We start from the raw sequence: 25,093 nt of genomic DNA on the forward strand, positions 1-25,093 counted from the left end.
TGCGAACATTGGAGGCGGATTTCCTAGGCCAATCGCCCTATCGCCACGCGGCAGGACATCAGGTAGCATGACCGGGACTTTTGCTGATACCCGGGAGGTAAGTTTGTCGAAGCGCGGTTTTCTAGGTGTGTTTGTGCTGTTGATGATGGCGATACTGCCGCAGGGGGCCTTTGCGCAGCGGTGGAGTGCGCAGAAGGCAAATGCCTGGTATGCGCAGCAGCCCTGGCTGGTGGGGGCGAATTATGTGCCCGACGATGCTATTAACCAGCTGGAGATGTGGCAGTCCGATACCTTTGATCCGAAGGAGATCGATAAAGAGCTGGGCTGGGCGCAGGGGCTTGGAATGAACACAATGCGGGTCTTCCTTCATGATCTGCTCTGGCAGCAGGACCCAGCCGGGTTCAAGCAGCGTATCGACACTTTTCTGACGATCGCGGACCGGCATCACATCCGACCCATATTTGTGCTGTTCGACTCCTGCTGGGACCCGAACCCGAAGCTGGGACCGCAGCATCCGCCGATCCCTGGGGTGCACAACTCTGGCTGGGTGCAGTCGCCCGGGGCAAAGGCTCTGCGCGATCCAGCGCAGTATCCGCGTCTGAAAGCCTATGTGCAGGGGGTTATCGGCGCCTATGCCAATGACAGGCGAGTTCTGGCCTGGGACCTCTGGAATGAGCCCGATAACGGTAATGACAGCTCCTATGCAAAGAATGATCCGCGGAGCAAGACAAAGCTGGTGCTGGCTCTGCTGCCCCAGGTCTTCGCCTGGGCACGGGAGGAGCATCCGACGCAGCCGTTGACGAGCGGGCTGTGGCGCGGCGAGTGGTCATCGCTTGAGAAGATGTCTCCGATGTCGCGGGTGCAGATCGAGAATTCAGACGTAATCTCGTTTCACAACTATGATTGGCCCGAGGGATTTGAGCAGCATGTAAAGTGGCTGCAGCAGTATGGCCGTCCGCTGATCTGCACGGAATACATGGCGCGGGGGGCAGGCAGCACGTTTGATACGATCCTGCCGCTGGCGAAGAAGTATCATGTGGGTGCAATCAATTGGGGCTTTGTGGCCGGCAAGACGCAGACATATCTGCCATGGGACTCGTGGACCAGGCCCTATGTGCTCGAAAAGCCCACCGTCTGGTTTCACGACATTTATCATCCCGACGGGACGCCCTATCGCGAGCGCGAGGTGGAGATATTCCGGGAGTTGACCGGGCAGCGGGTGGCCACAGCAGGAAATGGCAGTTGAAGATGACCGAAAGCAAGTTGAGTGCAGGAGTGATTGCTTGAAGAGTGTAGTGTGTGCGGGCCTGCTGGCCCTGTGTCTCTCCGGGGCTGCTTTGTGCAGCGCCCAGGATTCTGCTCCAGTGGGCGGCGCACCGCCGCCCGCCCAGTCTCCGAGCGGAATGGGCTCAAGTACTGCGGGAGTCTTCGCGCCGGTTCACGATGCGGAGAACCGCCCCATTACCGCAGGCGGATTCGTACAGACGGGGCCTGTCGTCTTCCAGAACATTGCCAAGCAGGCAGGGCTGACGACCTTCCACCATCAGATGGGAAAGCCCGAAAAGCGCTTCATCATCGAGGCCAACGGCTCGGGCGTTGCCCTGCTTGACTATGACAACGACGGCTGGCTCGACATCTACATGGTGAACGGCTCTACCTATGATGCTCTGGCGGGGAAAGCCACTCCGCCGCACGCTGCGCTGTTTCATAACAATCATGACGGTACATTTACGGATGTGGCGGCGAAGGCCGGCGTGACGAATGATCGCTGGGGCTTCGGGGTTGCTGTGGGCGACTACGACAACGATGGCTGGCCGGATCTCTACGTCAGCAACTTCGGCAAGAACAGGCTTTATCACAATAATCATGACGGCACCTTCACCGATGTAGCGGAAAAGGCCGGTGTCGAGCTGGGGAACTGGTCCACGGGTGTGACCTTTGGCGACTACGACGGCGACGGGCGCCTGGATATCTTCGTTGCCGGATATATCCACTACGATGTGAACAATCCTCCGATCCCTGGCACGAAGGCTGTCTCCTTTGCAGGCTGCGAGTTCCGCGGAGTGTCGACGATGTGTGGCCCACGCGGGCTGCAGGGCGAGCACGATCATCTCTTCCACAACAACGGCGACGGCACGTTTACCGATGTGAGCGAGAAGGCCGGTGTCAGCGATCCGAATGCCTATTATGGCTTTACCGCGGTCTTTGCCGACTTCAACAACGATGGCAAGGTTGATCTGGCAGTTGCGGACGACTCGACGCCCAACTACCTCTATCTGAACAAGGGCAATGGCACCTTTGAGGATGACAGCTACGCATCAGGATTCGCGCTCAACCAGGATGGCCGAGAAACGGCGACCATGGGTATAGCTGTCGGTGATTATCAGAACAAGGGTCTGCTCGACATGCAGACAACCGATTTTTCCGATGACTACAAAGTGCTCTACCACAATGATGGAGATGCCAACTTTACCGATGTGAGCTATCACGTCGGGATTGCGCAGCAGACTATCCCGTTTCTCGGGTGGGGAGTAGCCTTCCTCGACTATGACAACGATGGGTGGAAGGACGTGCTGATGATCAACGGCCACGTCTATCCACAGGTGGACAAGCAGGACTGGGGCACTACCTTTGCCGAGCGTCCTCTGCTTTATCACAATATTGAGGGAAAGAAGTTCGAGTACGTTCCGCCGGTGGCTAATACGGGCCTCGCAGTGGTGGTGCCGGGACGCGGCGCGGCTTTCGGTGACCTCTTCAACGATGGCAAGATCGATGCCGTGATTAACGTGCTCGACGGGGTTCCGGTGCTCCTGCGGAATGTGAATCCAGACAAGCATCACTGGGTTGAGCTGAAGCTGGTGGGCGGCCCCAAGAGCCCGCGCGATGCCGTGGGAGCCGCTGTTTACGTGACAGCCAACGGCATGCGGCAGCGTGGAGACGTGTTGAGCGGCGGCAGTTATATCTCCTCGAACGATCAGCGGGTGCACTTCGGCCTGGGGGATGCGACGAAGACGGACCTGGTCGAGATTCACTGGCCGAGCGGCGCAGTCGAGAAGGTGCAATTGCCCGGGGTAGACCGCATATACACGATCCAGGAGGGGAAGGGTGTGACAGCGGACACCTGTGCGGAGTGTGCTGCCGTGAAACACTGAAGCCTCAGATCTGCGAGGCAGAAGCTGGCATGAGCAGAACGGCCTGTATTTTCATGAAATCCTTACAGCCGTCTGTGAATAGCCAACGTCATAGTCAGCAGGATCATCGGGGAGTTCACATACATGCCGGAACCACTCTCTCAAGAGATGCTGCGCAAGATGGATGCCTACTGGCGCGCGGCAAACTATCTTTCCGTCGGCCAGATTTATCTGAAAGACAACCCGCTGCTGAAGCGGCCTCTTTCCATCGATGACATCAAGCCGCGGCTGCTGGGACACTGGGGCACGACTCCTGGGCTGAATTTCATTTACCTGCACCTGAATCGCATTATTTGCGAACATCAGGCGAACATCATGTACGTGATCGGCCCCGGGCACGGCGGCCCGGGCATCGTTGCGAACACCTTCCTCGAAGGTTCGTGGAGCGAGATTTATCCCGCTCTGCAGCAGGACTATGAAGGGCTGATGAGGCTCTTCCGCCAGTTCTCGTGGCCATATGGCATACCCAGCCACGTGGCGCCGGAGGTGCCGGGCTCGATTCACGAAGGCGGCGAGCTGGGTTATTCCCTGCTGCACGCTTATGGGGCGGCGCTGGATAATCCTGACCTGATCGTCGCATGCGTGGTGGGCGATGGGGAGGCTGAGACGGGCGCGCTTGCTACCAGCTGGCACTCCAACAAGTTCATCAATCCGGTTACGGATGGGGCGGTGCTGCCTATCCTGCACCTCAATGGCTTCAAGATCGCGAATCCGACGGTGCTGGCGCGCATTACCCAGGAAGAGCTGGAGTCGCTGATGCGCGGTTATGGATATAACCCGCACTTCATTACCGGCGACGACCCGGCAGTGATGCACCAGCAGATGGCTGCGCTGATGGACACGGTTTATGCGGAGATTCGCGCGATCCAGTCTCATGCCCGTAACAACAACGATCCTGGCCGGCCGCGCTGGCCGATGATCGTGATGCGGACACCGAAAGGCTGGACCGGGCCGAAGGAGGTCGACGGCAAGCCTGTCGAAGGGACATGGCGCGCCCACCAGGTGCCGCTCGATGGACTGCGGCAGAATCCCGAACACCTGAAGATGCTCGAAACGTGGATGAAAAGCTACCGGCCGGAAGAGCTCTTCGACGAGCAGGGCCACTTCCGCGATGAGTTTGCAGAAGTAGCGCCCAAGGGACAGTTGCGGATGGGGATGAATCCCCACGCGAATGGCGGATTGCTTCTGAAGCCGCTGGAACTGCCGGACTTCGCAAACTATGCCGTCGAGACGCCGGAACCCGGGGAAGTCGATGCCGAGGCAACGCGGGTGCTTGGGGGATTTTTGCGTGACGTGATGAGGGCCAACCTCAAGGCACGCAACTTCCGTATCTTCGGGCCGGATGAGACGGCTTCGAATCGTCTGGACGCGGTCTATCAGGTCTCGGGTAAGCGATGGGACGCGGCCATGGAGCCCAACGATACCGACCTGAGCGTGGATGGCCGCGTGATGGAGGTGCTCAGCGAGCATATGTGCGAGGGGTGGCTGGAGGGCTACCTGCTTACCGGCCGGCACGGCTTTTTCTCCTGCTACGAGGCGTTCATTCACATCATCGACTCGATGTTCAACCAGCATGCGAAGTGGCTGAAGGTGACGCGAGATCTGCCGTGGAGAAAGCCGATCGCCTCTCTGAACTACCTTCTGAGCTCGCATGTCTGGCGGCAGGATCATAATGGCTTTTCACATCAGGACCCGGGCTTTATCGACTACATCGCGAACAAAAAGGCAGACATTGTCCGCATCTACCTGCCGCCGGACGCGAATACGCTGCTGTCGGTCGCGAGCCACTGCCTGCGAAGCCGCCACTATGTGAATCTGATTGTCGCCGGAAAGCAGCCTGCGCCGGTCTGGCTCAACATGGAAGATGCCATCCGTCATTGCACGCAGGGACTGGGCGTGTGGAGCTGGGCGGGCAACCATGACGAGGATCCCGATGTGGTGATGGCCTGCGCGGGAGATGTGCCCACGCTGGAAACCCTGGCGGCAGTCAGCTACCTGCGCAGCCACCTGCCGGAGCTGCGTGTGCGCGTTGTGAACGTGGTGGATCTGATGACGCTGCAGCCGGTGGAGGAACATCCGCACGGGCTGCCGGATGAGGACTTCGATCGCATTTTCACGAAAGATAAGCCGGTGATTTTTGCCTTCCATGGCTATCCGACACTGGTTCACAGGCTGACTTATCGCCGGACGAATCACGACAATATTCACGTGCGCGGCTATAAGGAAGAGGGCACCACGACGACGCCGTTCGACATGTGTGTGCGCAACGATCTTGATCGCTTCAGGCTGGCGCTGGACGCGGTGCTGCGCGTGCCGAGGATGAAGGATAAGGCGAAGGCTGCGGTGCAGGCCTTTACCGAAAAGCGACAGGAGCACAAGCTCTATGTCTCGCGCTTTGGCGAAGATATGCCGGAGGTGCGTGACTGGCGGTGGTCGAAAGAGGGAAGTAGCGCGGAAAAGACCAGCCTGGATACGGGTGGCGATAACGCATGAGCCTGGTGCTGGTGATCAACAGCGGCTCATCGTCTCTGAAGTTCGGTGTCTTCGACGGGCAGGAGCGTACGATCCTGAGCGGCGGAGCGCAGGGAATCGGCAACGACCATGCCTCACTCGAGGTATTAGGGAGCGGCGGCGAGACGCTCTACGCCGACAAAGAGCAATATGGCTCGCAGGGCGACGCGCTCCGAAAGATTGCCGAGCAGATGCGATCTTCAGGCACGGAGCCGCCGGTGGCCGTCGGTCACCGCATTGTGCATGGCGGCCCGACGCTGGTGGAGCACCAGATTGTCACACCCGCGGTTCTGAAGACGTTGCGGGATGACGTTCATTTCGCGCCGCTGCATATTCCTCCGGCTATTGCGCTGATCGAAGAAGTAGAAAAGCTTTATCCAGGAACTCCGCAGTTTGCCTGCTTCGATACCGCGTTTCACCAGACGATGCCGGAGGCAGCATGGCGTATGCCACTGCCTGCGCAGTACAGCGCCGAAGGGGTAAGGCGCTATGGCTTTCACGGGCTCTCGTACGAGTCCATCGTCGAAGCCCTGGGCGCGAATGTACCTCATCGCCTCGTCGTCGCGCACCTTGGCAATGGCGCAAGCCTTGCGGCCATTCGAGATGGGAAGTCCATCGACACGAGCATGGGAATGACGCCGACGGGCGGCATCCCGATGGGTACGCGGCCGGGCGACCTTGATCCCGGAATCCTGCTTTTTCTGATGAGGAAGCACCGGCTCAATGCGGACCAGTTGGAAGAGGTGCTGAACCGCAAGTCCGGGCTGGCGGGGCTCTCCGGCATTTCGAGCGACATGCGCGAGATAGAGGAAGCTGCAGCCGGGGACAGCCATGAGGCAGCCCTTGCCATTGAGATCTTCTGCCGGGCAATCGCGAAGACCATCGCCGCGTATGCCGTAGTACTCGGGGGGCTCGACCTGCTGGTCTTTACCGGCGGCATCGGGCAGCACAGCGTCGGAACCCGCTCAAGCGTCTGCCGCGAGCTGGAACCGGTGCTGGGATTGAAGCTCAATGGCGACGCCAATCGCAGCAATGGGGATGCGATCTCCGCCCCCGGCAGCCGATGCGAGGTGAGGATCATGGCAGCGGAAGAAGAACTGCAGATTGCACGACATTGCCGCCGCCTGCTGGCTCGGTAGCAACCCCGCCGCGCTCCGGGGACTCCCACAGAGTGAGGAGTAAACCAATGGTTACACTGGTCGGCATCGGAGCTTTTATGATTGTCGCGCTCCTGGCATACCTGGCGTGGGGAACGGGCGCGGCTGGAAGCCGGAAGTTCAATCGTACCAAGGTGCAACACGCCTCAGGAGACAGAAGTCCCCACCAGGAGGACCGTACGCCGGGGCTGGATTGAAGGCGATTCGATAGCTTTCTAGAAGGCAGCGCGTCGAAATGGTTATGCTTGAGTTATGCGAGTACGTGTCCTGGTCTTTGGCGTTCTGAAAGAAATGCTGCCTGAAGAAGATTCTCTGGAGCTTCCCGAGGGAGCGACCGCGGGGACGGTGCTGCAGCATTTTGAGGTGTCCACGCAGACGGAATCCCCTCTCTGGTCCGCTATCGCCATAGCAGTCAACCGAGAATATGTGGGACCTGCCCATCCTCTGGCAGAGGGCGATGAAGTTGCCTTGTTGCCGCCCGTCAGTGGGGGTTCCCCGGTCGTTGCTCTGGTGCGTGAGCCTATCCCCACAGAGAAAATTGCTGCTTCGCTCCGGCAGGGCGAGGACGGAGCGGTGGTGGTGTTTGACGGCATTGTCCGCAACAATACCCGGGGACGCCGCACTCTCTACCTCATCTACGAAGCCTATGAAGAGATGGCGCTGGCCCAGATGGGCACCCTGGCGCACGAGGCGCGGACAAAGTTCGGGGTGCGTGATGTGGCGCTGATTCATCGGCTCGGACAACTTGCTATAGGCGAGACAAGCGTGCTGATCGTGGTTGCGTCGGCGCATCGCGCGGCTGCCTTTGACGCCTGCCGCTGGCTTATCGATACGCTCAAAAAGACAGTGCCCATCTGGAAGAAGGAACATTTCGAAGACGGCGCAGTATGGGCCGACGGCGAGCCTTTCCCGGCGGAGATCGTGAAGGGTGCATGAAGGTTCTGCCCGCTCTGACTCTCTTCTTTGCTATCCCCTTCGCTGCAGCCCAGACCTCGGCCCCACCGATCCGGGTTGATGTGCGCCTGGTCAATGTCTATGTCAATGTCGCCGATGAGAATGGCTCGCCAGTTGGTGGACTTGATCTCGATAACTTCACCCTGACGGAAGATGGCCATCCGCAGAAGATCTCAGTGTTTGAGCGGCAGACGCAAACGCCGCTCGCTATCTCGCTGGCAATCGATACCAGCGGCAGCGTCCGCAAAGATATGGCGGCGGAAGAGCGTGCTGCCCATGAGTTTGCCCACGCGCTGTTGAGGCCGATCGATCAGATGCAGGTGGTCGAGTTCAACTCACATGTCCGCGAGGTCGTACCCTTTACCAACAACATCAAGCGTATCGATTCAGGGCTGGATCACCTGGGCCATGGCCCGGCGACAGCGGTCTATCGCGCGGTTTCCTTTGCTTCGCAGAAGCTCGCCATGCAGGGAGGGCGCAAGGTGCTGGTGCTGGTCTCGGACGGCGGCAACACGGTGCACGGAGTTAACTACGATGAAGCTCTGGAGCAGGCTGTGCGCGCAGAGGCCATGGTCTACAGTCTGATCGATGTGCCTATCCAGGCAGATGCGGGCCGCGATGAGGGCGGCGAGCACGCCATGATTGCGCTGTCGCAGGAGACCGGCGGCAAATATTACTACGTGGACGGCGAACATCTGGAGCAGGCATTCGAGAAGGTTTCAGCGGACTTGCGCACCCAGTACCTGCTGGGCTACTATCCGGCGCGCAGAGTGGCTGACTCCGATTTTCGCGCTATATCAGTGACACTCAAAAATCTTCCGGCGAATGCCCATTACTCCGTCCACAGCCGGACGGGGTATTACGCAACGCCGCAATAGCTGGTGTCGTCTCACGTTCTTGTACTGCTACTTCATTGGAGGAGGGAAGCAGGTATGGAGCAGGCGAAGAGTACGCACGGATCCCCCTGGCCAGAATTGGAGTGGGCGCAATGGAACAAGACAGCTGACACCCTCCATATGTGGACGCAGATTGTGGGCAAGACACGGCTTGCGCTCAGTCCGATGCAGGCTCACTGGTGGAATATTCCACTTTATGTAAGCGCTCGCGGATTGAGTACCTCGGCGATGCCCTGTGGCGAGGAATTGCTGGAAGTCGAGTTCGACTTTGTGAGCCACGATCTGCGCTTTCGCCTGAGCGATGGCGCGAGCCTCTCAACGCCGCTGCGGTCGCAGTCGGTCGCGGAGTTCTACCGCCAATACCAGAGAAGCCTCACCGCGCTGGGGCTTTCAGTGAAAGATTCATCCTCTTCCTGTCGAGGTGAAGGATCCGATTCCGTTCGAAGAAGACACAGAACATACGACTTATGATCCGGATGCTGCGCACCGCTTCTGGCGCGTCCTGGTTCGTGCGGATCAGATATTCCAGCAATTTTCCTCGCGGTTCGTAGGCAAAATCAGCCCGGTACACTTCTTCTGGGGCAGCTTTGACCTTGCGGTGACGCGGTTTTCCGGACGTCCTGCTCCGGCCCGGGCGGGTGCTGACTCGATCACGCGCGAGGCGTATTCGCACGAGGTCATCAGCGCCGGATTCTGGCCGGGAAACGGCGGTTTTGGCGATGCCGCTTTCTACTGTTATGCAGCGCCTTCGCCTGCGGGCTTTGACGCGGCTAAGGTTCAGCCAGCGAACGCCGGCTATAACTCTGCGCTGGGCGAGTTCATCCTGAAGTATGACGATCTGCGCAAAGAGGCGGACGCGGACGGGGCGTTGTTGGATTTTCTGCAGAGCACCTACGAGGCTGCTGCGAATCTGGCGGGATGGGATCGCGCTGCGCTGGAGCGCGAAGCGCCCGGAAGGTAAGTGCTGCCTTCGCAGTGAGCAGCAGCGCTTGAAGCAGTTCGCTACAATGGACGCGTGTCCTTGAACTCGGCTAAACGACGTCAGAAAAACCCTCCTCCGGGCGAGACCGGGCAGGAAGCGCTTTACCTGCGATTCCTGAGCGACAAGCAGATTCCCATCCATGTAAAGCTCCGCGATGGCGAGGTGGTGTCAGGGTGGATTGAGTACTTTGACAATCGCATGATCCGGCTGACGCGCGAGGGCAAGCCGAATCTCTTCATTTATAAGAACCAGATCAGGACGATTACCGAAAGCGCGCGGCGGAAGACCGTGCGTAAAACAGGGGAAGAGGAGCACGCGTGAGCAACGGTTTTGTTTTTGCGGACGCGGCAGCGGAGATTGCGCGTGAAGCTGGAGCGCTTGTACGCAGCTACTACGACAGCAGCGTCGCGACAGAGTACAAGGGCGATGTCGATCTGGTCACTGAAGCCGATCGCGCCTCAGAACGGCTGATTGTCGAGCGATTTCGCGAGCGGTTTCCCGAGCACGGCATCTACGGCGAAGAGGGCACCCGGAAGCAGATTGACGGCGAGTATCGCTGGTATGTCGATCCGCTGGACGGCACGACCAACTTTGCCCATCGCTTTCCCGTCTTCTGCGTTTCGCTTGGGCTGGAGCGGCGGCCTGCTGGGCTCGCGGCCGGCGAAGACGGCGAGCTGGTCGCTGCGGTGGTCTACGATCCGATGCGGGACGAACTGTTCACTGCCGAGTATGGCAAGGGTGCGTATCTGAACGGAAAGCGCATCCAGGTATCTACTGTGGCAGCGCTGGCTGAGGGGCTGCTCGCAACCGGCTTCCCGAGCCGCAAGCGTCACGAGAACCCGAACATTCATTTCTATAACCAGATCACCCTGCGGTCGCATGGCGTGCGCCGGGCGGGTTCGGCAGCGCTTGACCTGGCCTACACCGCCTGCGGGCGATTTGACGGTTACTGGGAGTTCAACCTGAATCCGTGGGATACCGCTGCCGGAGCGCTGCTGGTAACAGAGGCAGGCGGGACGGTGACGCGGTTCGATGGCAGCCCGTACCGGCTGGACAGCCGGGAAGTGCTTGCGACGAATGGCCTGATGGAGCGCGAAGTGATTGCTCTTTTTCAGGATATGTTTGCCGGACGAGGGCTTGACCCCATTCCCACGCCGGAAGACTTTGCCCGTATGCGGGCGGAGCGCGAGCCTTAGGCTACAATAATGAACATCTACCTGCTACTGGAGAGGCTTTCATGGCTTACGTAATTGCTGAACCCTGCATCGGCACTAAGGACACCGCCTGCGTCGATGCCTGCCCCGTTGACTGCATCCACCCGAAAAAAGACGAAACTCCCTATGGGGAGCAGGAACAGCTGTTTATCGATCCGGTGGAGTGTATCGACTGTGGCGCGTGCGTTCCCGTCTGCCCGGTTTCAGCCATCTTTGCTGCGGATGATCTTCCGGAGAAGTGGGCTCATTTCGCCGACAAGAACTCTGGTTTCTTCGGTCGTTGATCGCATGCGGCAGGGGCGGCATTCCCGCTCCTGCCTGCAGAGTGTTGAACCGCTCAAGTTGTATTTCCCAGAGGATCTGAAGCCATCCCGGAGTTAAGATCGTCTTATACAGCAGTTTTGGATGCGCAGCCTTCGGGGTGGCGCATCCAAGACCGAAAGCCGGTTTAGCAGCTGTGGCCGGCCTGCTTGAAGTTCCGGGTATGGGAAACCCGCACCGCATGACCAGCAAGCATTTCCGCCGTCTTCCATACCTTCGAGTTGCAACGCTCGCGATAGCTCCGTCGCTGTTTGCCTGTGCCCTGGTGGCGCAGCCTGCAAAGCAGGCCGAAGCATCTACCGCTGCCGCGCAGCCTGACCGGGCCGCTGCCTATTATCACTACACGCTGGCCCATAACTACGAGGATATGGCGACGACTTATGGCCGTCCGGAGTATGCGACCCGGGCGATCGAAGAGTATAAGCTCGCCCTGAATGCCGATCCCACCTCGAGCTATCTGAACAATCATCTCGCCGAGCTTTATTTCAAGACCGGCCGGGTGCGCGACGCGATTGCCGCTGCAGAAGCGCAGATCAAGAAAGATCCGAATAGCCTCGAAGCACATAAGTTGCTGGGCCGTATCTACTTGCGTTCGCTGGGCGACCTGCAGAACAACAACAATGGTCCCTCGCAGCAGATGCTGCAGCTTGCGCTCGGCGAGTACAACAAGATTGTTTTGCTGGAGCCGAATAAAGTCGAGGATCGCCTGATGCTGGGGCAGCTCTACTCCTTCAACCATGACTCGGTTCACGCGGAGGAGCAGTTCAAGGCGGCGCAGAAGATAGATCCCTCCTCGGAAGAGGTTGTGCTGTTTATGGCCCGGCTGTATACAGAGCAGGGCGATCTGCAGGACGCGATCAAGGTCCTGAGCGCTGTGCCCCAGGATGACCAGACTCCCAGAATTGAATATGCGCTGGGCGCCAGCTACGACCAGGTCAAAGACACGAAGAAGGCGATCGCAGCTTATAAAAGAGCGCTGGATCTGGAGCCGGACAATCTGGAAGTGGAGCGTGCGCTGGCCCAGGCTCTGCTGAATGACGGACAGGAGGTGGCCGCGCTGAAAGCCTTCAAGGACATCGTCGAGGGCGACCCGACGGACGCCCAGTCCTTTCTGCGTATTGCAGAGATTGAGCGGCATAAGGGCAACTACAGCGATGCCTACACGGCGATCAAGAAGGCCCAGGATCTGGCCTCCGATTCGCTCGACATAAGCTTCAACGAGGCGCTGATCGAAGATTCGCTGGGTCACTATAGCGACGCGGCGCAGTTGCTGGAAAAGCTGGCTGCTGGTTCAGAGCACACGAGCGGGCAGTACTCCGAAGCGGAGAAGAACAATCGGTCGATCTTTCTCGACAGGTTGGCGAACGTCTATCGCGAACAGAACCAGACCGACAAGGCGATTGCCACGTACCAGAAGATGGCTGTGCTTGGCGGTGATTACGCGACGCGCGCCTATCAGGGTGAAGTAGATACCTACCGCGATGCCCATGAGTATGACAAAGCCACGCAGGCAGCTCGGGATGCGGTCCAGAAGATGCCCCAGGACCGCGGACTGAAGTTGATGCTTGCCGGACAACTCGCCGATACCGGTCATGCTGACGAAGGCATCTCTCTTGCAAAGGCGCTGCTGAAAGGAACCCCGCAGGATCGCGAAGTTGAGCTCTCCCTGGCGCAGATTTATACCCGGCTGCGCAAATGGAAGGACGCGTCCGAACAGCTGGATAAGGCGGATGCGCTTTCCACCAAGCCTGAAGACAAGCTGTATACAGACTTCCTGCGCGGGGCACTGGAAGAGAGGCAAAAGCACTACGACCAGGCTGAGGTGTGGTTTAACAAGGTGCTCGCCATCGATCCGAATAACAGCATGACGCTGAATTATCTCGGCTATATGCTGGCTGACCGCGGAGTGCGTCTCAATGATGCGCTGGCCATGATCCAGAAGGCGGTTAAGCTTGACCCTCAGAACTATGCCTTCCTTGACTCGTTGGGATGGGCTTATTTCAAGCTGGGCAATTACACGCAGTCGGAGCAAAGCCTCATCCAGGCAAGCGAGCGCAACTCGACGGACCCGACTGTGCATGACCATCTGGGCGAGCTCTACGAGAAGACCGGCCGGTTGAAGCAGGCTGCGGCGCAGTGGGAAGAGTCGCTGAACCAGTATCAGCGCACGATTCCCGCAGATGCTGAGCCTGGCGAGATGAGCAAGGTTCAGAAGAAGCTAGATAACGCGCGGGTGCGGCTGGCGAAGGAATCATCTATGCCGCCGGCGGCGAAGCCCTGAGCGTGCTGAGCCTGCCTGCCGGTTGCGCCGTTGATGGCACGGAAGGCGCACCGCTTACAGCTCGTGTATATCCGGAAGGAGCCCATGCCTACCGTTCCCCCTTTGAGCGGGATCGTGGGCGCATCATTCATGCGCGGGCCTTTCGCCGTCTTGCCGGCAAGACGCAGGTTTTTACTCATCGCTACTCTGACCACTTCCGCAGCCGACTGACGCATACCATGGAAGTTGCGCAGATTGCCCGTACTGTCGCATCCACGCTTGGGTTGAATGAGGATCTGGCCGAAGCGCTGGCGCTGGTCCACGACATTGGACATCCTCCCTTTGGTCACGCCGGGGAACGCGCCCTGGACATGGCAATGCAGGCGCACGGGCTGCGTTTTGATCACAATCTGCATGCCCTGCGAATCGTTGAATACTTCGAGCAGCGGTATGTGGAGTTTCGCGGGTTTAACCTTACGCTGGGCGTGCGTGAGGGCATCATCAAGCATTCACGCGATTATTCCGCCGAGCAGCATCCTGAATTGCGCGCATACCTTCTTGACCAGCGGCCACCGCTGGAGGCGCAGTTGATTGACCTGGTCGACGAGATCGCTTATCTCACTGCGGATCTTGACGACGGGCTTGAGGCCGAGATGCTTTCGCTCGACAGGATTCGCGCCGGGGTGGGAATCTTTGAGCGACATTATGTGGTGATGGCTGAGCGCTTTCCGGCCTCACCGTCGAAGCTGGTCTTCAACGAAGCGCTTAAGCGGATGCTCAATGCGCTGGTGGATGATCTGATCGAGGAGACGCGCCGCCGGGTGGCTGCGGCGCAAATTACGACGCTTGCCGGGATTCGACTGTGGCCGGAGAGGCTTGCAGCCTTCTCCGAGCCCATGGAGGCGGCGCGGCGCGAGACGAAGGGATTTCTCTACGGCAACTTATACAATTGCGACGAGTTGACTCGCGACCATGAAGAGGCAGCCCAGGTGGTGACGGATCTCTTCGCTGCCTGGTGCGCCAATCCAGCTCTGCTGCCGCCGAGCTATAGCTCCCGCGTCGAGGAAGAGGGCGCTCCCCGCGTGGTGGCGGACTACATCGCGGGGATGACCGATAATTTTATTCTCGCGCAGTATGCCGAGTGGAAGATGCTGCGATAAGCGTTAGCTACTGTACCTCGCCCAGCGGTCGCAGGCGGCCCAGTTCGGTGGCGCAGGCGATGGCGTTGAGCGTAGCGATTCTCAGGTTGTCTGCAGTTGCCCATAGCCAGTAGCGGCGTGTGGGATCAGCGTTTGCCTCGCTGCTGCGTACCCTTACAAGTACATTCTCCTGTCCCGCGCTGCTGAGGTTGGTGGGCGCCTCCGCATCGTCATCCTGCAGTGAGAGATGGTCGCTGCGGAAGGCCTTCTTTATATCCACCTGCCTTACCGGCTCTTCGTAGTCGAGCGCCATGGAAATGCCATAGCCATGGAAGACCGGTGCGTGTACCAGCTGGATGGCGGTCTCGGGCAGCGCTTCGTTCCGCAGCAGGGCATAGTGCTTGCGGACGGTGGCTTCGAGCGCCGGAAGGTTCAACTTGCCTTCCTCACCGAAAATCGGGCTCAGGTTGAAGGCAGCCTGAGTATCGAAGATGTTCTTGGCAAGGTTCTGGAAATTGAGCAGCCCAATCGTCTGCTGCTGCAGTTCGTCGATGGCGGCTCGTCCATGCTCTGACGCCGGTATCAGCACGGTTGCTGAGGCACTGCGCAGCTTTCCGGCTGAGGCCGCAGCCTTGGCCAGCAAAGCGACTGCGATGGCGGCTGGATGGGCGGCAATCACCGCTGGCGTACCAAGATCAGGGGCACCGGCCTCGGTGATCCATGGAGCGCGTACGAGCACACCCTCCTGATCCTCAAGCGCGCCGGTGAGGTCGATGACGCTGGCGCCAGCATGCGTGGCGCTCTGCCAGTGCTGGCGGGTGAAGTCCGGGGCGCCAGCGAAGAAGGCAAAGTCGACATTGTTGAAGGAATCGGCCTCGATACGCTGCACGACGGAAACCTCGTCTCCTACCGCTTCAAGCAGCCCGAGCGCTTCCTCATCGTCAAAGAGGAGAAACTCCGCGGTGCAGAAGGAGGAGTCCGCGAGTGCTTCATTCATCTCTTTGCCGAGTAAAGACGCTGCGCCGGTAATTGCAATTCTGGAGTGGGTTGCCATCAGTGAGTTGATCCTGTTGTGCTGGGAGGTTGATGGAGCGATGCATGGCGATTACGCTGCCAGGAATAGGCTGCGCGCGCCACGATGCCGGAAAACATGTAGATGAAGGCCATCGTAAAAAGGACCTCCTTTGAGAAGAAAACCATCAGGTAGATAATCAACCCGATGAGGATGATGAGCCGGAAGGGGCGGCGGCTCGACAAGTTGATTTCCTTGCCGCTCCAGAACCGCCAGGTGCTCACCATCAGGAAGCCTATGATGCCCACCAGCGCGATCCAGGTGATGGCAAGCCACCAGTTGAAGATCGGCACTCCCCCGAAGAAGTGCACTACAGCCGCTAGAATACCGGCTGCTGCCGGGATCGGCATTCCCACGAAATACTTGCGATCCGGCCGGCCAGGATTCTTGGGCACGGGGTCGTGACTGATGTTGAAGCGCGCCAAGCGGCTGGCTCCGCAGAGCAGGAACAGGAAGCAGACAAAGCCTCCGATCTGAACGAGCCGCTGGCGCAGCATCGGATCCATGGTCGCCGGAAGCATGTGAAAGCCCCAGGTGAATGCCAGAATGCTCGGCGCTACGCCAAAGGTGATGACGTCGGCGAGGGAATCGAGCTCCTTGCCGAATTCACTCGTGGTGTTCGTCATCCGTGCAATGCGCCCGTCGAGGGCATCAAAGGGGATGGCAAAGCCGATCGCCAAGGCTGCGTAGTCGAAGTGGTGAGGCTCCAGGATAGAGCCCTGCAGGCTCTGAGTGATGGCATAGTAGCCGGCCGCGATATTGCCTGCAGTGAACATGGACGGGAGCAGGAACATCCCGCGTCTCCGCTGCAGTTGGCGTTTTGAGCCGTTCATCAGGCGAGCGACTCCGCCAGCATGGCATCATCCACTCCCGACACGCCGTTAGGTATCTCAGCCAGCACAGTGGAGGCTCCTTTGACCGTATCGCCCATTTTGATCCGTGTAAGGGCATTCGACGGCAGCATTACGTCCACTCTGGAGCCGAACTTGATGAGACCCACGCGCTGGCCTCTCTGGAGCCTGTCTCCAGTCTTGTAATTGAATACGATACGGCGGGCGAGCAGGCCGGCGATCATCTTAAAGGAGACGCTGTATCCTTCATCCGAATCCAGAACGACCCGCATCTGCTCGTTTTTCTCCGCGGAGTCGGGGTTGAGGGCATTGAGGTAAAGACCCTTTTGATAAGTCACGTTGCGTAGTACGCCGGAGGAGGGTGAGCGGTTCACGTGAACGTTGAAAACGCTCAGAAAGATGCTGATGTGAATGCGCTCCCCCTCAGGCGTGCGAACACGTTCCAGGCGGGTGACTTTGCCGTCCGCGGGCGAGATGATCAACCCCGGCTCCTGCGGCGTTTGACGCTCGGGATCGCGGAAAAACCAGAGGAAGAAAGCCGCCAGCAGGAGTGGAAACACCGGCCACGCCAAGCTGCCCGTCAGAAACCAAACGAGCACAGCGACCGCAATCAAGGCTAATCCGTAGAAGTATCCGTCACGTACCATGGGAAGTCCCCTCATTATAGGTTCTTCGCCATTTTCGCGCAGAACTCCCCCTTTGCCAGGGGCCGTACTCAAGGACTACAGGTCAGGCTACGTTGTAAACGTTCTGCGGGGGCTGTCGATGGGCCATCAGCCTGTCTTTCACCTGAAGCTTGAGTTTTTTAAGGCGGGTCTCTTCGAGTTGTTCTTCGGCGGAGAGGTAGGGCTTCTGGAGCAGAGTCTCGAGCTGTTCGGAGTAGCGTCTGTGTTGCTCCTCCAGTTGGCGGAGTTCGCTGGTCGGCGAGGTAAAGCTTACTTCTGTATCCATGTTGACCTCCTGTTACTGAGACGATTAACGCTAGCACCGGGAAGCCTGGTTGTAACGAACTTTTTATTTCGAATGGTCGCTGAGGGGCTCGATTCCCATGAGGATGGCGTCCTCATCAGGGTGGCTGTAATACCCTCTGCGCACCCCCTCCCGCTGGAGCCCTGCCTGCTGATATAGGAGGATAGCCGGGAGATTGGAAGCGCGCACCTCAAGCTGCAGACGTAGCGCGCCGTGGGAGGCGGCCCACTGGAGAGCTGAGTTCAGCAGGGCCGCTCCAATGCCACGCCGCTGCGCCTTCGGGGCGACGGCGATCGACTCCAACTCGCAAATTTCCGCGACGAGGCGGGCGATGACAAACCCTGCAATCTGCTCCTCGAGCTCCGCGACGAGGCAGCAGGTAGGCACAGCGGAGTTAACCAGCAGGGATTCATACTGTGCCAGGCTCCACTGCGGAGCCTGGGGGCTGCTCCGGGCGAGACGGGAAACTGCTTCCAGATCGGCTGGCAAGGCGGCGCGGAGGAGGAAGCTCAAGGGTGCTGCTCTGCAGGCTGGGCCGGGGCCTTTGGCCGGGCAAATAGTTCCGCGTCGGATCGTCTGAGGTAGTTGCCATCGAGGGTTGCGGGATTGTCGAAACTGCCTGCACGATATCGTTCCACCGCAAGGATGAGCGCATCAACGGCGAGCGGGGTTTCCACGCGAATCAGGCAGGGCTGGACCTCGGCATCTACACCGAGGCCGAAAGGAATGTCTTCGCAGATGGCAATCTGCCCGGAGGCGCCTGAGATGTGCTCGCGAATCGTGTCTGCAGTGGCGAGGAATTCCTTGCCGTTACTGCTGAAGTAGAACTCCCCCCGGCCAGCGTCAAGCGCTGCATGCCGTGTCCCGGCTTTGCGCGCCAGCACGTCAAGCCGGGAGATGGCGATCAGCGGCGTACTCCATGCCTCAGCCAACGCCTTTGCTGCGCTTACACCTACGCGTACGCCGGTAAAGCTACCCGGGCCATTCACGGCGGCGATGGCATCGGGCCTGCTGCCGCCGAGTGCTTCTTTAATGCGAGGAACGAGCACAGCGGCGTAGGTTCTGCCCGCAAGAACCGCATCTGCGACGACCTGAACCTGGTCCCCGGAGATACGCGCCACTGCGATGCTTCCTGTTGTGCCGCAGGTGTCGATTGCGAGCAGGAGCTTAGACATCGGAGATAGAGTCCTGACAGATTTCGACGAGCACCCCGCCTGCGCTCGAGGGGTGGATAAAGAAGTAGAGGTGGCCGCCGGCGCCGATCTGGATATCTTCCGAGACAAGGCGAATGCCCTTGCTTTTCAGGGATTCAAGCGTAGTCGAGATGTCATCAACATGGAGCGCAATGTGATGCAATCCTTCGCCGCGCTTCGCGAGAAACCGTCCTACCGGCGAATCCTCGGCTGTCGGTTCAAGCAGCTCGATGCGGCTCTCATCAACGGGGATCATGGCCGTGCGGACCTGCTCGTGCTCGACTGTTTCCATGTTCAGCACACGCATGCCCAGCGCTTCGTAGAGGCTACGCGCAGATGCGATGCTCTTCACTGCAATTCCGATATGGTCGATCTTCGCCATTTACTTCTCCTGTTCCTTCTCGGGCACAAACATATTTTGAATGAGGCGGGGTACCAGACGATAGGGGTCTTTCTGCCCTTTATTGGCCTGGGTGGCGTAGTCATCGAGTTGATTGGATGAGATTCCGTGCGCACGCACCTGCTTCAGAAGAGCCTCCCGCATCATTTCTTCGATGCGCTCTCGCCAGCGTGCGATCCTGCGCCGCTCAAACTCTCCGCTCTGGAGGAACGCAGTGCGTGCGATCTCGATCTGCTCTGCAAGTGCATCGACACCCTCGCCGGTAGAGGCTACGGTTCGTACTACGGGAGCAACCCAGTCGCCGTGATGCGACGCGAGCGACTGCATGGCGCGGACCTCCTTTTCGATGCGGTCTGTGCCTTCGCGGTCTGCTTTATTGATGACAAAGATGTCGGCAATCTCCATAATGCCTGCCTTGATGCTCTGCACGTCGTCGCCCATGCCCGGAACGAGAACGACCAGGGTGATATCGGCCAGCCGCACGATGTTGATCTCGTCCTGGCCGACTCCGACCGTTTCTATGAGAATCGTGTCGCGGCCGCTGGCTTCGATTACCGAGACAACATCTGCGGTGGCCCGCGCGAGGCCTCCGAGCGCTCCCCGCGTAGCCATTGAGCGGACATAAATGCCGGGGTCTGCAACGCGCTCCTGCATGCGGATGCGGTCGCCTAGAATTGCGCCTCCGGTGAACGGGCTTGTTGGATCAACGGCGAGAACGCCGATGCGCTGATTGAGCTTGCGATAATGGCGGGCGAGGCGATCGACCAGGGTGCTCTTGCCCGCTCCGGGAGCGCCGGTGATGCCTATGCGGAGAGCGCTGCCAGTGTAGGGAAAGCAGGCAGAAAGAAGATCCGCTGCCAGTGGAGCGTCATTTTCAACCAGGGACACCGCGCGGGCGAGCGCGCGGATGTCGCCCGCGCGCAATCGCTCGACAAGGGTTGTCGCGTCCAAGATCTAAGCACCCTGCTGCGATGGAATGAACTCTTCCATCACCGCTTTACGCATGAGGTCGGGTGGCAGCAGGCCCTGCGAGAGGATGAAATCGTGAAACTTCTTCTGGTCGAACTTCGGGCCTAGTTTTGCCTGCGTGTCTTTTCGTAACTGCAATAGTTTCGTATAGCCGTAGAAGTAGGAGTTTGCCTGTCCCGGCATGCGGAAGGTGTAGCGCTCTACCTCCTGGTTGGCAAAGGGAACCGAAAAGACGCAGTCCTGCGTCAGCACCTTCATTGCATCCGCGGGTTGTATCTTGCCCATCTGCAGTTCAGGATCGAGAAATGCGCGGGCTGCGCGCAGCAGGCGGAACTGCAGCGAGATTAATTGCCCATCGAGGGGCATGTAGGGTTGCGTGATGTATTCGGCATAGAGTCCCCAGCCCTCAACGTTCGTTGAGTTGAATGCGTAAAGGGCGCGAGCGAGCGAGACGCCGTGCTCCACCATCGAGTCAAACTGTAGCTCATGGCCCGGGCGTGCTTCGTGCGCGATCAGCGTCCATGCAGCTGCGCCGAAGGTGTAGTCGTCTACCTTCTGGCTCTTACCCGATCCCGCGCCGGAGGGCATGTTGAGCGGCAGCACGAATTCGCCCTGCTGTCCGGTGTTATTAAGAAGTGGCGGCGGGTCCATGTGTGGCGCGGGCTCCTGCGCGCTCTCGGCTGGCGTGCCGAGACGGATGCGTGCGGGCCGATTGGGCAGGCTGACGAGCCTATTTGTAACTATGATTGTTTCAATATCCTTAAGCCGCTGTTTATAGTAGGGCAGAATTGCGTCGCCTGTGATCTGGTCCTGCTTCAAATGGCGAATGACATCGCGATAGTCTGTCTGCTGCCAGCCATGTTGCTTGGCCACTTGTGCGGCGATGGTTTGCATCTCCGCCTGGTATTCCGTGAACGCCTTGTGGCCCATGGCAGCGATCTGCGCAGGTGGAATATCGATGCCGTAGCTCTCAAGATCGAGCGCGTATTCCGCCGGCGGAAGCCGGAAGTCAGTGCGCGCCTTGGGTAGTAACTGCTTGCGGACCCACGCGTCGTAGTCCGTCAGCTCCGTCTTAAGCTTCGCGTAGGGTGCCTCCCATCCCGTGATGCCGTACTGTTTGAAGAGCGCAGGAATGCCGTCGAGATACATCGCGTTTCGTGCAAGATCAGTTTCAATCCTGGCCTTGGCCGGATAGATCATGCCTAGCTTGGCCATCTGCTCTTCTGTGCGCTGTTTGAGCAGGTCGCTGATGGGCTGGTAACCGGGCTCGAGCCCGGCATATTTACGCAGCCGGACGAGCGCAGCCTTGCGACGGTCGGCGGCCACCTGGTCATCGAGCAGCGAGCGCAGGCCGCTAAAGACGTAGCTGCTCGCGTTGAGATACGGCACTTCGTGCGCTTCCGAGTAGTCATGCTGCTTGAGTTCAAGCTGGATGCTGTGGATCAGGATATGCAGGTCTTCTGCAACATATTTGTTCTTCTCTTTTGGCAGTGCCGCTTCATACTTGGCGAGCACTGCTCTGGTCTCCGCGATCTCCTTGTCCTCGTCGGCCTTCGTGGGCTGGGCAATCAGCGGATCATAATGGCTGAGCCCTTCAGAGGAGGCGTCTTCCGGTTCATGCTCCTTACTGATGTCGATCAGGAGTTCCGTATACTGATTGCTCTTCGTGATCCAGCTTCTGTCAGTAGGATTGGGAGCGGTCTGCGCGAGACAGGGTGCTGCAACAGTGAGAGCCAGCACGGCGGCGAATTTCTTCAGCAAGTGATATCTCCTGAAATAGATACGACTTCACCAGCATAGTACGCGGCCCGGCTTCGGCATAACAGGGAACTGTTCGTGTATGCTTTGTGCCGTGCCTGGGATGGCTTCCTGTCCGAGGCCCTAAGAGGGAACAAATGAAGACGACAGGGAAATACCTTGTGGCGATTTTGTCCTGCGCTATCGCAATGCCGATAGTGGCTCAGAGCGCAGCACCCAGGCGCGTGAAAGTTGAGATAAAGACCTCCAGCGGAGAAGATGCGGGTAGCGCGACTCTGATGGAAACGAAAGCCGGTGTTCAAATCAGGCTCGCCCTGAAGAATTTGCCGCCCGGCGAACATGCCATTCATATCCATCAGAATGCGAAGTGCGATCCTCCGGACTTCACCTCCGCGGGCGGACACTTCAATCCTGCAGACAAGAAGCATGGCATCAAGAATCCTGAGGGTCATCACAATGGAGACCTGCCTGAGAACCTCACGGTTGGGCCGAACGGCAAAGTGAAAACTCACATTCTCGCCGCAGATGTGACGTTGGCGCCGGGGGCTGCCAACTCGGTGTTTGCAAATGGCGGCACATCGATTGTGATTCATGACAAGGCAGACGACATGATGACCGATCCTACCGGCAATGCAGGCGCGCGCATTGCCTGCGGCACGATCACCATGCCTCAGTCCATGCCGATGTAGCAGGACCGGCCAACGTCGAGGCAGCTCAGCCGCGCGACGGGCTAACCTTGAGGATCTCCCGCGCGATGACCATTCGCTGAATCTCGCTGGTACCTTCGCCAATGGTGCAGAGTTTGACGTCGCGATAGAACTTCTCTGCCGGATAGTCTTTGATGAAGCCGTAGCCGCCGTGAAGCTGCACGGCTTCGTCACAGATCTTCACCGCGACTTCGCTGGCCTTGAGCTTTGCCATGGAGGACTCGCGCGTCACCTTGTGGCCGGCGTCCTTGAGTACTGCTGCGCGCTGCGTCAGCAGGCGCGCGGCGTCGAGTTCAGTGGCCATGTCGGCCAGCTTCCATTGAATACCCTGAAATTCAGCAATGGCCTTACCGAACTGGCGGCGTTCTTTTACATACTTCAGCGATGCATCGAGCGCGCCGCGTGCGATGCCGAGGGAGAGCGCCGCGATGGAAATGCGGCCGCCGTCGAGAATGCGCATTGAGTCGACGAAGCCCTCGCCGAGCTTGCCGAGCAGGTTCGCTTCAGGAATTTCGCAGTCCTCGAAGATCAACTCGGAGGTGTCGCTTGCGCGCAGTCCGAGCTTGTTCTCCTTCTTGCCGGGGCGAAATCCGGGTGTGCCCTTTTCGACGACGAAGGCCGACAGGCCATGCGTGCCCTGCGCCTTGTCAGTGACGGCGATGACGACGGCGACGTCGGCATAATGGCCGTTAGTGATAAAGGTCTTGTTGCCGTTGAGTACCCACTTGTCCCTCTTGCGCGTCGCGCTCATGCGCGCGCCCGCTGCGTCTGAGCCGGAGCCGGGCTCGGTGAGCCCCCACGCGCCGAGCCATTCGCCGCTCGCGAGCTTCGGGATATATTTGCGCCGCTGCTCCTCACTACCCGCGAGAAAGATGTGATTGGAGCAGAGCGAGTTGTGTGCTGCAACGATGATGCCGATCGAGCCATCGACGGCGGAGAGCTCTTCGATGGCCAGCACATAATCAACATAGCCAAGACCTGCGCCTCCATACTCAGCCGGAAAGATCATTCCCAGCAGCCCCATCTGGCCAAGCTGCTTAACGACTTCAGAGGGGAACTCGCTTGCTTCATCCCAGCGCATCACGTTGGGTGCGATTTCTCGCGCTGCAAACTCGCGTACTTCCTTGCGCAGTTGCTCCTGGTCTTCGGTGAGGGTGAAGGGGTAGGTGGACAGGACGGGTTCGAGGGAAACTGTGCTCATTGAGGCTCCATTGCGAAAACCCATGACAATAGCACCTTCTGTGCACGTTTGTCGCGGGTGTGTTTCATCAAGCCGGAACCTTTGCGCGGGGGTAGAATCGCCGGGGTCGCCTTTCGTAGCAAAGGTGAACCGTAGACGATTTGACATTCATTCGCGAGAGGTTAGGTCTCATATCCGATGGTTCATAAACGGTTTCTACCCTTCCTGTTCCTGTTGACGATATCCGTATACGGCCAGATTCCCAGTTGGATGCCTAACCCTACCCAGCAGCAGACCTATACGCTGCATCGCTCGTCGAGCCGAGAATCCACTGGCGCCAATGCGGACTATCGCACTCTCACTCCGGGGCAGACAATGACCATTCTCGACGCAGATGGGCCGGGAGAAATTTCGCACATCTGGTTTACCCTCGATGATCCGGAGCCCTACCACCTGAAGAGGATTGTTCTGCGCATGTACTGGGATGGGGAAAAGAGCCCGAGCGTTGAAACCCCGATCGGCGATTTCTTTGGACTCGGCAATGGGATCTACTACGCATGGGAATCGGCTGTGCTCTCAGTAGGGAGAGACAGGTCGCTGAATAGCTATTTCCCGATGCCGTATGCGAAGCACGCGCGCGTCACCATTACCAACGAGGGCAAGCAATCACTCACGCACCTCTACTGGAATATCGATTACCGGGTGAATGCCCAACCATTGCCTCCGCACACCCTCTACTTCCACGCGCAATACAGGCAGGCGCAGCCTAACCATGGCTGGACAGGCGAGTGGTACGAGAATGGCGATCCGATGGTGAACTATCGCCGCAACCTCGACGGCAAAGATAACTACGTCTGGATGGAGGCGCAGGGGCATGGCCAGTTCGTTGGGGTAACTATGTCGATCCTCCAGAACCAGGACGGGTGGTGGGGTGAGGGGGACGACATGTTCTTCATCGACGACCCGAGCAAACCGGCAATTATCGGCACCGGCGCAGAGGATTACTTTCTAGGAGCATGGGGCTTCGGTGGTCCGTCAGACCTGATGTTGCACGGCGCGCCGGTGGTGGGGAAGGAGTTGGCAGGAGGGCGCTCCAGCGTCTATCGCTTTCATCTGGACTCGCCCATTCCTTTCACGAAGTCGTTCAAGGCAACGATCGAGCATGGCAACGCCAACCATCGCTCCGACAACTTCTACTCGGTTGCCTACTGGTACCAGGCCGAGCCTCATATGGCTTTCCCTCCTTTGCCGGACGTGGATGACCGCATTCCTACGCTCGAATTTGTGGGCGGTCCAGGGAACTCGAAAGGGCAGTACTCGCCGGGAAGTCTGCAGCCGCGATAGGGATTCAATGCTCTTGGAGTGTTGC

26 protein-coding genes are annotated in these 25,093 nt (G+C 59.0%); 16 read left to right on the forward strand and 10 right to left on the reverse strand.

Translation table 11 applies throughout. The annotated features are described in order from the left end of the window. Nucleotides 1–103: 103 nt before the first annotated feature. From C7378_RS13300 to dgt, 14 genes are all read left to right on the forward strand, one after another. Nucleotides 104–1,246: a cellulase family glycosylhydrolase gene (locus C7378_RS13300; protein ID WP_243648250.1), complete on the forward strand. Its 1,143-nt coding sequence runs from the start codon at nt 104–106 to the stop codon at nt 1,244–1,246. Between the two features lie 157 nt (nt 1,247–1,403). Then, nucleotides 1,404–3,152: a CRTAC1 family protein gene (locus tag C7378_RS13305; protein WP_243648260.1), complete on the forward strand. Its 1,749-nt coding sequence runs from the start codon at nt 1,404–1,406 to the stop codon at nt 3,150–3,152. A gap of 123 nt (nt 3,153–3,275) precedes the next feature. Beyond that, nucleotides 3,276–5,684 (forward strand): phosphoketolase family protein, encoded by a 2,409-nt coding sequence (locus C7378_RS13310; protein WP_131997607.1) that lies wholly within the window; start codon nt 3,276–3,278, stop codon nt 5,682–5,684. Then, the gene (locus C7378_RS13315; RefSeq protein WP_131997610.1) at nt 5,681–6,841 is read left to right on the forward strand and encodes an acetate/propionate family kinase; all 1,161 of its coding nucleotides are present in this window, start codon (nt 5,681–5,683) and stop codon (nt 6,839–6,841) included. The genes C7378_RS13310 and C7378_RS13315 overlap by 4 nt, the downstream gene beginning before the upstream one ends. Before the next feature lie 47 nt (nt 6,842–6,888). Continuing rightward, nucleotides 6,889–7,056: a hypothetical protein gene (locus tag C7378_RS17745; protein ID WP_165876808.1), complete on the forward strand. Its 168-nt coding sequence runs from the start codon at nt 6,889–6,891 to the stop codon at nt 7,054–7,056. Between the two features lie 55 nt (nt 7,057–7,111). Beyond that, complete coding sequence (locus C7378_RS13320; protein WP_131997613.1) at nt 7,112–7,795, forward strand: molybdenum cofactor biosynthesis protein; 684 nt, start codon at nt 7,112–7,114, stop codon at nt 7,793–7,795. Beyond that, nucleotides 7,792–8,691 (forward strand): VWA domain-containing protein, encoded by a 900-nt coding sequence (locus C7378_RS13325; RefSeq protein WP_165876809.1) that lies wholly within the window; start codon nt 7,792–7,794, stop codon nt 8,689–8,691. The genes C7378_RS13320 and C7378_RS13325 overlap by 4 nt, the downstream gene beginning before the upstream one ends. 54 nt (nt 8,692–8,745) lie before the next feature. Further along, nucleotides 8,746–9,180 (forward strand): DUF5996 family protein, encoded by a 435-nt coding sequence (locus C7378_RS18080; protein ID WP_279388602.1) that lies wholly within the window; start codon nt 8,746–8,748, stop codon nt 9,178–9,180. Next, complete coding sequence (locus C7378_RS18085) at nt 9,131–9,670, forward strand: DUF5996 family protein (RefSeq protein ID WP_279388603.1); 540 nt, start codon at nt 9,131–9,133, stop codon at nt 9,668–9,670. Before C7378_RS18080 ends, C7378_RS18085 begins: the two co-directional genes overlap by 50 nt. Before the next feature lie 60 nt (nt 9,671–9,730). Then, a complete protein-coding gene (locus C7378_RS13335; protein ID WP_131997619.1) occupies nt 9,731–10,012 on the forward strand; it encodes an RNA chaperone Hfq in 282 nt (93 codons plus the stop codon). Continuing rightward, nucleotides 10,009–10,887: an inositol monophosphatase family protein gene (locus C7378_RS13340; RefSeq protein WP_131997622.1), complete on the forward strand. Its 879-nt coding sequence runs from the start codon at nt 10,009–10,011 to the stop codon at nt 10,885–10,887. Before C7378_RS13335 ends, C7378_RS13340 begins: the two co-directional genes overlap by 4 nt. A 41-nt stretch (nt 10,888–10,928) precedes the next feature. Further along, a complete protein-coding gene (locus C7378_RS13345) occupies nt 10,929–11,189 on the forward strand; it encodes a 4Fe-4S dicluster domain-containing protein (RefSeq protein ID WP_131997625.1) in 261 nt (86 codons plus the stop codon). Between the two features lie 218 nt (nt 11,190–11,407). Further along, nucleotides 11,408–13,507, forward strand: coding sequence for a tetratricopeptide repeat protein (locus C7378_RS13350; RefSeq protein WP_131997628.1), 2,100 nt, complete (start codon nt 11,408–11,410; stop codon nt 13,505–13,507). A gap of 2 nt (nt 13,508–13,509) precedes the next feature. Then, entirely contained in the window at nt 13,510–14,646 is a 1,137-nt protein-coding gene (dgt, locus tag C7378_RS13355) for a dGTP triphosphohydrolase (RefSeq protein WP_131997631.1), read from the forward strand. Between the two features lie 7 nt (nt 14,647–14,653). Here dgt and C7378_RS13360 read toward each other — a convergent pair whose 3' ends face one another. The 9 genes from C7378_RS13360 to C7378_RS13400 all read right to left on the reverse strand — a co-directional run bounded on the left by C7378_RS13360 (nt 14,654) and on the right by C7378_RS13400 (nt 21,840). Continuing rightward, a complete protein-coding gene (locus C7378_RS13360; protein ID WP_131997634.1) occupies nt 14,654–15,679 on the reverse strand; it encodes an Asd/ArgC dimerization domain-containing protein in 1,026 nt (341 codons plus the stop codon). Further along, nucleotides 15,679–16,491 carry a CDP-diacylglycerol--serine O-phosphatidyltransferase gene (gene pssA, locus C7378_RS13365; RefSeq protein ID WP_131997637.1) on the reverse strand — a complete coding sequence of 271 codons (813 nt, stop codon included), beginning with the start codon at nt 16,489–16,491 and terminating at the stop codon, nt 15,679–15,681. The genes C7378_RS13360 and pssA overlap by 1 nt, the downstream gene beginning before the upstream one ends. Nucleotides 16,492–16,529: 38 nt before the next feature. Beyond that, nucleotides 16,530–17,210: a phosphatidylserine decarboxylase family protein gene (locus tag C7378_RS13370; protein ID WP_341539150.1), complete on the reverse strand. Its 681-nt coding sequence runs from the start codon at nt 17,208–17,210 to the stop codon at nt 16,530–16,532. A gap of 67 nt (nt 17,211–17,277) precedes the next feature. Then, nucleotides 17,278–17,499, reverse strand: coding sequence for an HP1242/YdcH family protein (locus C7378_RS13375; RefSeq protein ID WP_131997643.1), 222 nt, complete (start codon nt 17,497–17,499; stop codon nt 17,278–17,280). Between the two features lie 63 nt (nt 17,500–17,562). Next, nucleotides 17,563–18,030 (reverse strand): ribosomal protein S18-alanine N-acetyltransferase, encoded by a 468-nt coding sequence (gene rimI, locus C7378_RS13380; protein ID WP_165876810.1) that lies wholly within the window; start codon nt 18,028–18,030, stop codon nt 17,563–17,565. Next, nucleotides 18,027–18,692, reverse strand: a complete 666-nt coding sequence (gene tsaB / locus C7378_RS13385) for a tRNA (adenosine(37)-N6)-threonylcarbamoyltransferase complex dimerization subunit type 1 TsaB (protein WP_131997649.1) — start codon at nt 18,690–18,692, stop codon at nt 18,027–18,029. The genes rimI and tsaB overlap by 4 nt, the downstream gene beginning before the upstream one ends. Continuing rightward, entirely contained in the window at nt 18,685–19,092 is a 408-nt protein-coding gene (gene mce, locus C7378_RS13390) for a methylmalonyl-CoA epimerase (RefSeq protein WP_131997652.1), read from the reverse strand. The genes tsaB and mce overlap by 8 nt, the downstream gene beginning before the upstream one ends. Next, nucleotides 19,093–20,061 (reverse strand): methylmalonyl Co-A mutase-associated GTPase MeaB, encoded by a 969-nt coding sequence (meaB, locus tag C7378_RS13395; RefSeq protein ID WP_243648251.1) that lies wholly within the window; start codon nt 20,059–20,061, stop codon nt 19,093–19,095. 3 nt (nt 20,062–20,064) lie between these two features. After that, entirely contained in the window at nt 20,065–21,840 is a 1,776-nt protein-coding gene (locus tag C7378_RS13400) for a DUF885 domain-containing protein (protein ID WP_131997658.1), read from the reverse strand. A gap of 221 nt (nt 21,841–22,061) precedes the next feature. On the opposite strand from C7378_RS13400, the gene C7378_RS13405 reads away from it, so the two are divergent. Next, nucleotides 22,062–22,526 carry a superoxide dismutase family protein gene (locus C7378_RS13405; protein WP_243648252.1) on the forward strand — a complete coding sequence of 155 codons (465 nt, stop codon included), beginning with the start codon at nt 22,062–22,064 and terminating at the stop codon, nt 22,524–22,526. A gap of 25 nt (nt 22,527–22,551) precedes the next feature. On the opposite strand, the gene C7378_RS13410 is transcribed toward C7378_RS13405, so the two are convergent. Next, a complete protein-coding gene (locus C7378_RS13410) occupies nt 22,552–23,745 on the reverse strand; it encodes an acyl-CoA dehydrogenase (RefSeq protein ID WP_131997664.1) in 1,194 nt (397 codons plus the stop codon). A 249-nt stretch (nt 23,746–23,994) separates the two neighbouring features. Between C7378_RS13410 and C7378_RS13415 the strand changes: the two genes are divergently transcribed. Continuing rightward, nucleotides 23,995–25,068, forward strand: a complete 1,074-nt coding sequence (locus C7378_RS13415) for a glycoside hydrolase family 172 protein (protein ID WP_165876811.1) — start codon at nt 23,995–23,997, stop codon at nt 25,066–25,068. Nucleotides 25,069–25,093: the final 25 nt, after the last annotated feature.

Source organism: Acidipila rosea, from assembly GCF_004339725.1.
Classification (GTDB): domain Bacteria; phylum Acidobacteriota; class Terriglobia; order Terriglobales; family Acidobacteriaceae; genus Acidipila; species Acidipila rosea.

Excerpts from the sequence above, each read along its gene's own strand:
- C7378_RS13410 (WP_131997664.1), bottom strand. The coding sequence starts at position 23,745 with ATGAGCACAGTTTCCCTCGAACCCGTCCTGTCCACCTACCCCTTCACC.
- C7378_RS13305 (WP_243648260.1), top strand. The coding sequence starts at position 1,404 with ATGGGCTCAAGTACTGCGGGAGTCTTCGCGCCGGTTCACGATGCGGAG.
- C7378_RS13350 (WP_131997628.1), top strand. The coding sequence starts at position 11,408 with ATGACCAGCAAGCATTTCCGCCGTCTTCCATACCTTCGAGTTGCAACG.
- pssA (WP_131997637.1), bottom strand. The coding sequence starts at position 16,491 with ATGTTCCTGCTCCCGTCCATGTTCACTGCAGGCAATATCGCGGCCGGC.
- C7378_RS13375 (WP_131997643.1), bottom strand. The coding sequence starts at position 17,499 with ATGGATACAGAAGTAAGCTTTACCTCGCCGACCAGCGAACTCCGCCAA.
- C7378_RS13370 (WP_341539150.1), bottom strand. The coding sequence starts at position 17,210 with ATGAGGGGACTTCCCATGGTACGTGACGGATACTTCTACGGATTAGCC.
- C7378_RS13345 (WP_131997625.1), top strand. The coding sequence starts at position 10,929 with ATGGCTTACGTAATTGCTGAACCCTGCATCGGCACTAAGGACACCGCC.
- C7378_RS13310 (WP_131997607.1), top strand. The coding sequence starts at position 3,276 with ATGCCGGAACCACTCTCTCAAGAGATGCTGCGCAAGATGGATGCCTAC.
- C7378_RS13325 (WP_165876809.1), top strand. The coding sequence starts at position 7,792 with ATGAAGGTTCTGCCCGCTCTGACTCTCTTCTTTGCTATCCCCTTCGCT.
- C7378_RS13320 (WP_131997613.1), top strand. The coding sequence starts at position 7,112 with ATGCGAGTACGTGTCCTGGTCTTTGGCGTTCTGAAAGAAATGCTGCCT.
- mce (WP_131997652.1), bottom strand. The coding sequence starts at position 19,092 with ATGGCGAAGATCGACCATATCGGAATTGCAGTGAAGAGCATCGCATCT.
- C7378_RS13415 (WP_165876811.1), top strand. The coding sequence starts at position 23,995 with ATGCCTAACCCTACCCAGCAGCAGACCTATACGCTGCATCGCTCGTCG.
- C7378_RS13315 (WP_131997610.1), top strand. The coding sequence starts at position 5,681 with ATGAGCCTGGTGCTGGTGATCAACAGCGGCTCATCGTCTCTGAAGTTC.
- C7378_RS13360 (WP_131997634.1), bottom strand. The coding sequence starts at position 15,679 with ATGGCAACCCACTCCAGAATTGCAATTACCGGCGCAGCGTCTTTACTC.
- C7378_RS18080 (WP_279388602.1), top strand. The coding sequence starts at position 8,746 with ATGGAGCAGGCGAAGAGTACGCACGGATCCCCCTGGCCAGAATTGGAG.
- C7378_RS17745 (WP_165876808.1), top strand. The coding sequence starts at position 6,889 with ATGGTTACACTGGTCGGCATCGGAGCTTTTATGATTGTCGCGCTCCTG.
- tsaB (WP_131997649.1), bottom strand. The coding sequence starts at position 18,692 with ATGTCTAAGCTCCTGCTCGCAATCGACACCTGCGGCACAACAGGAAGC.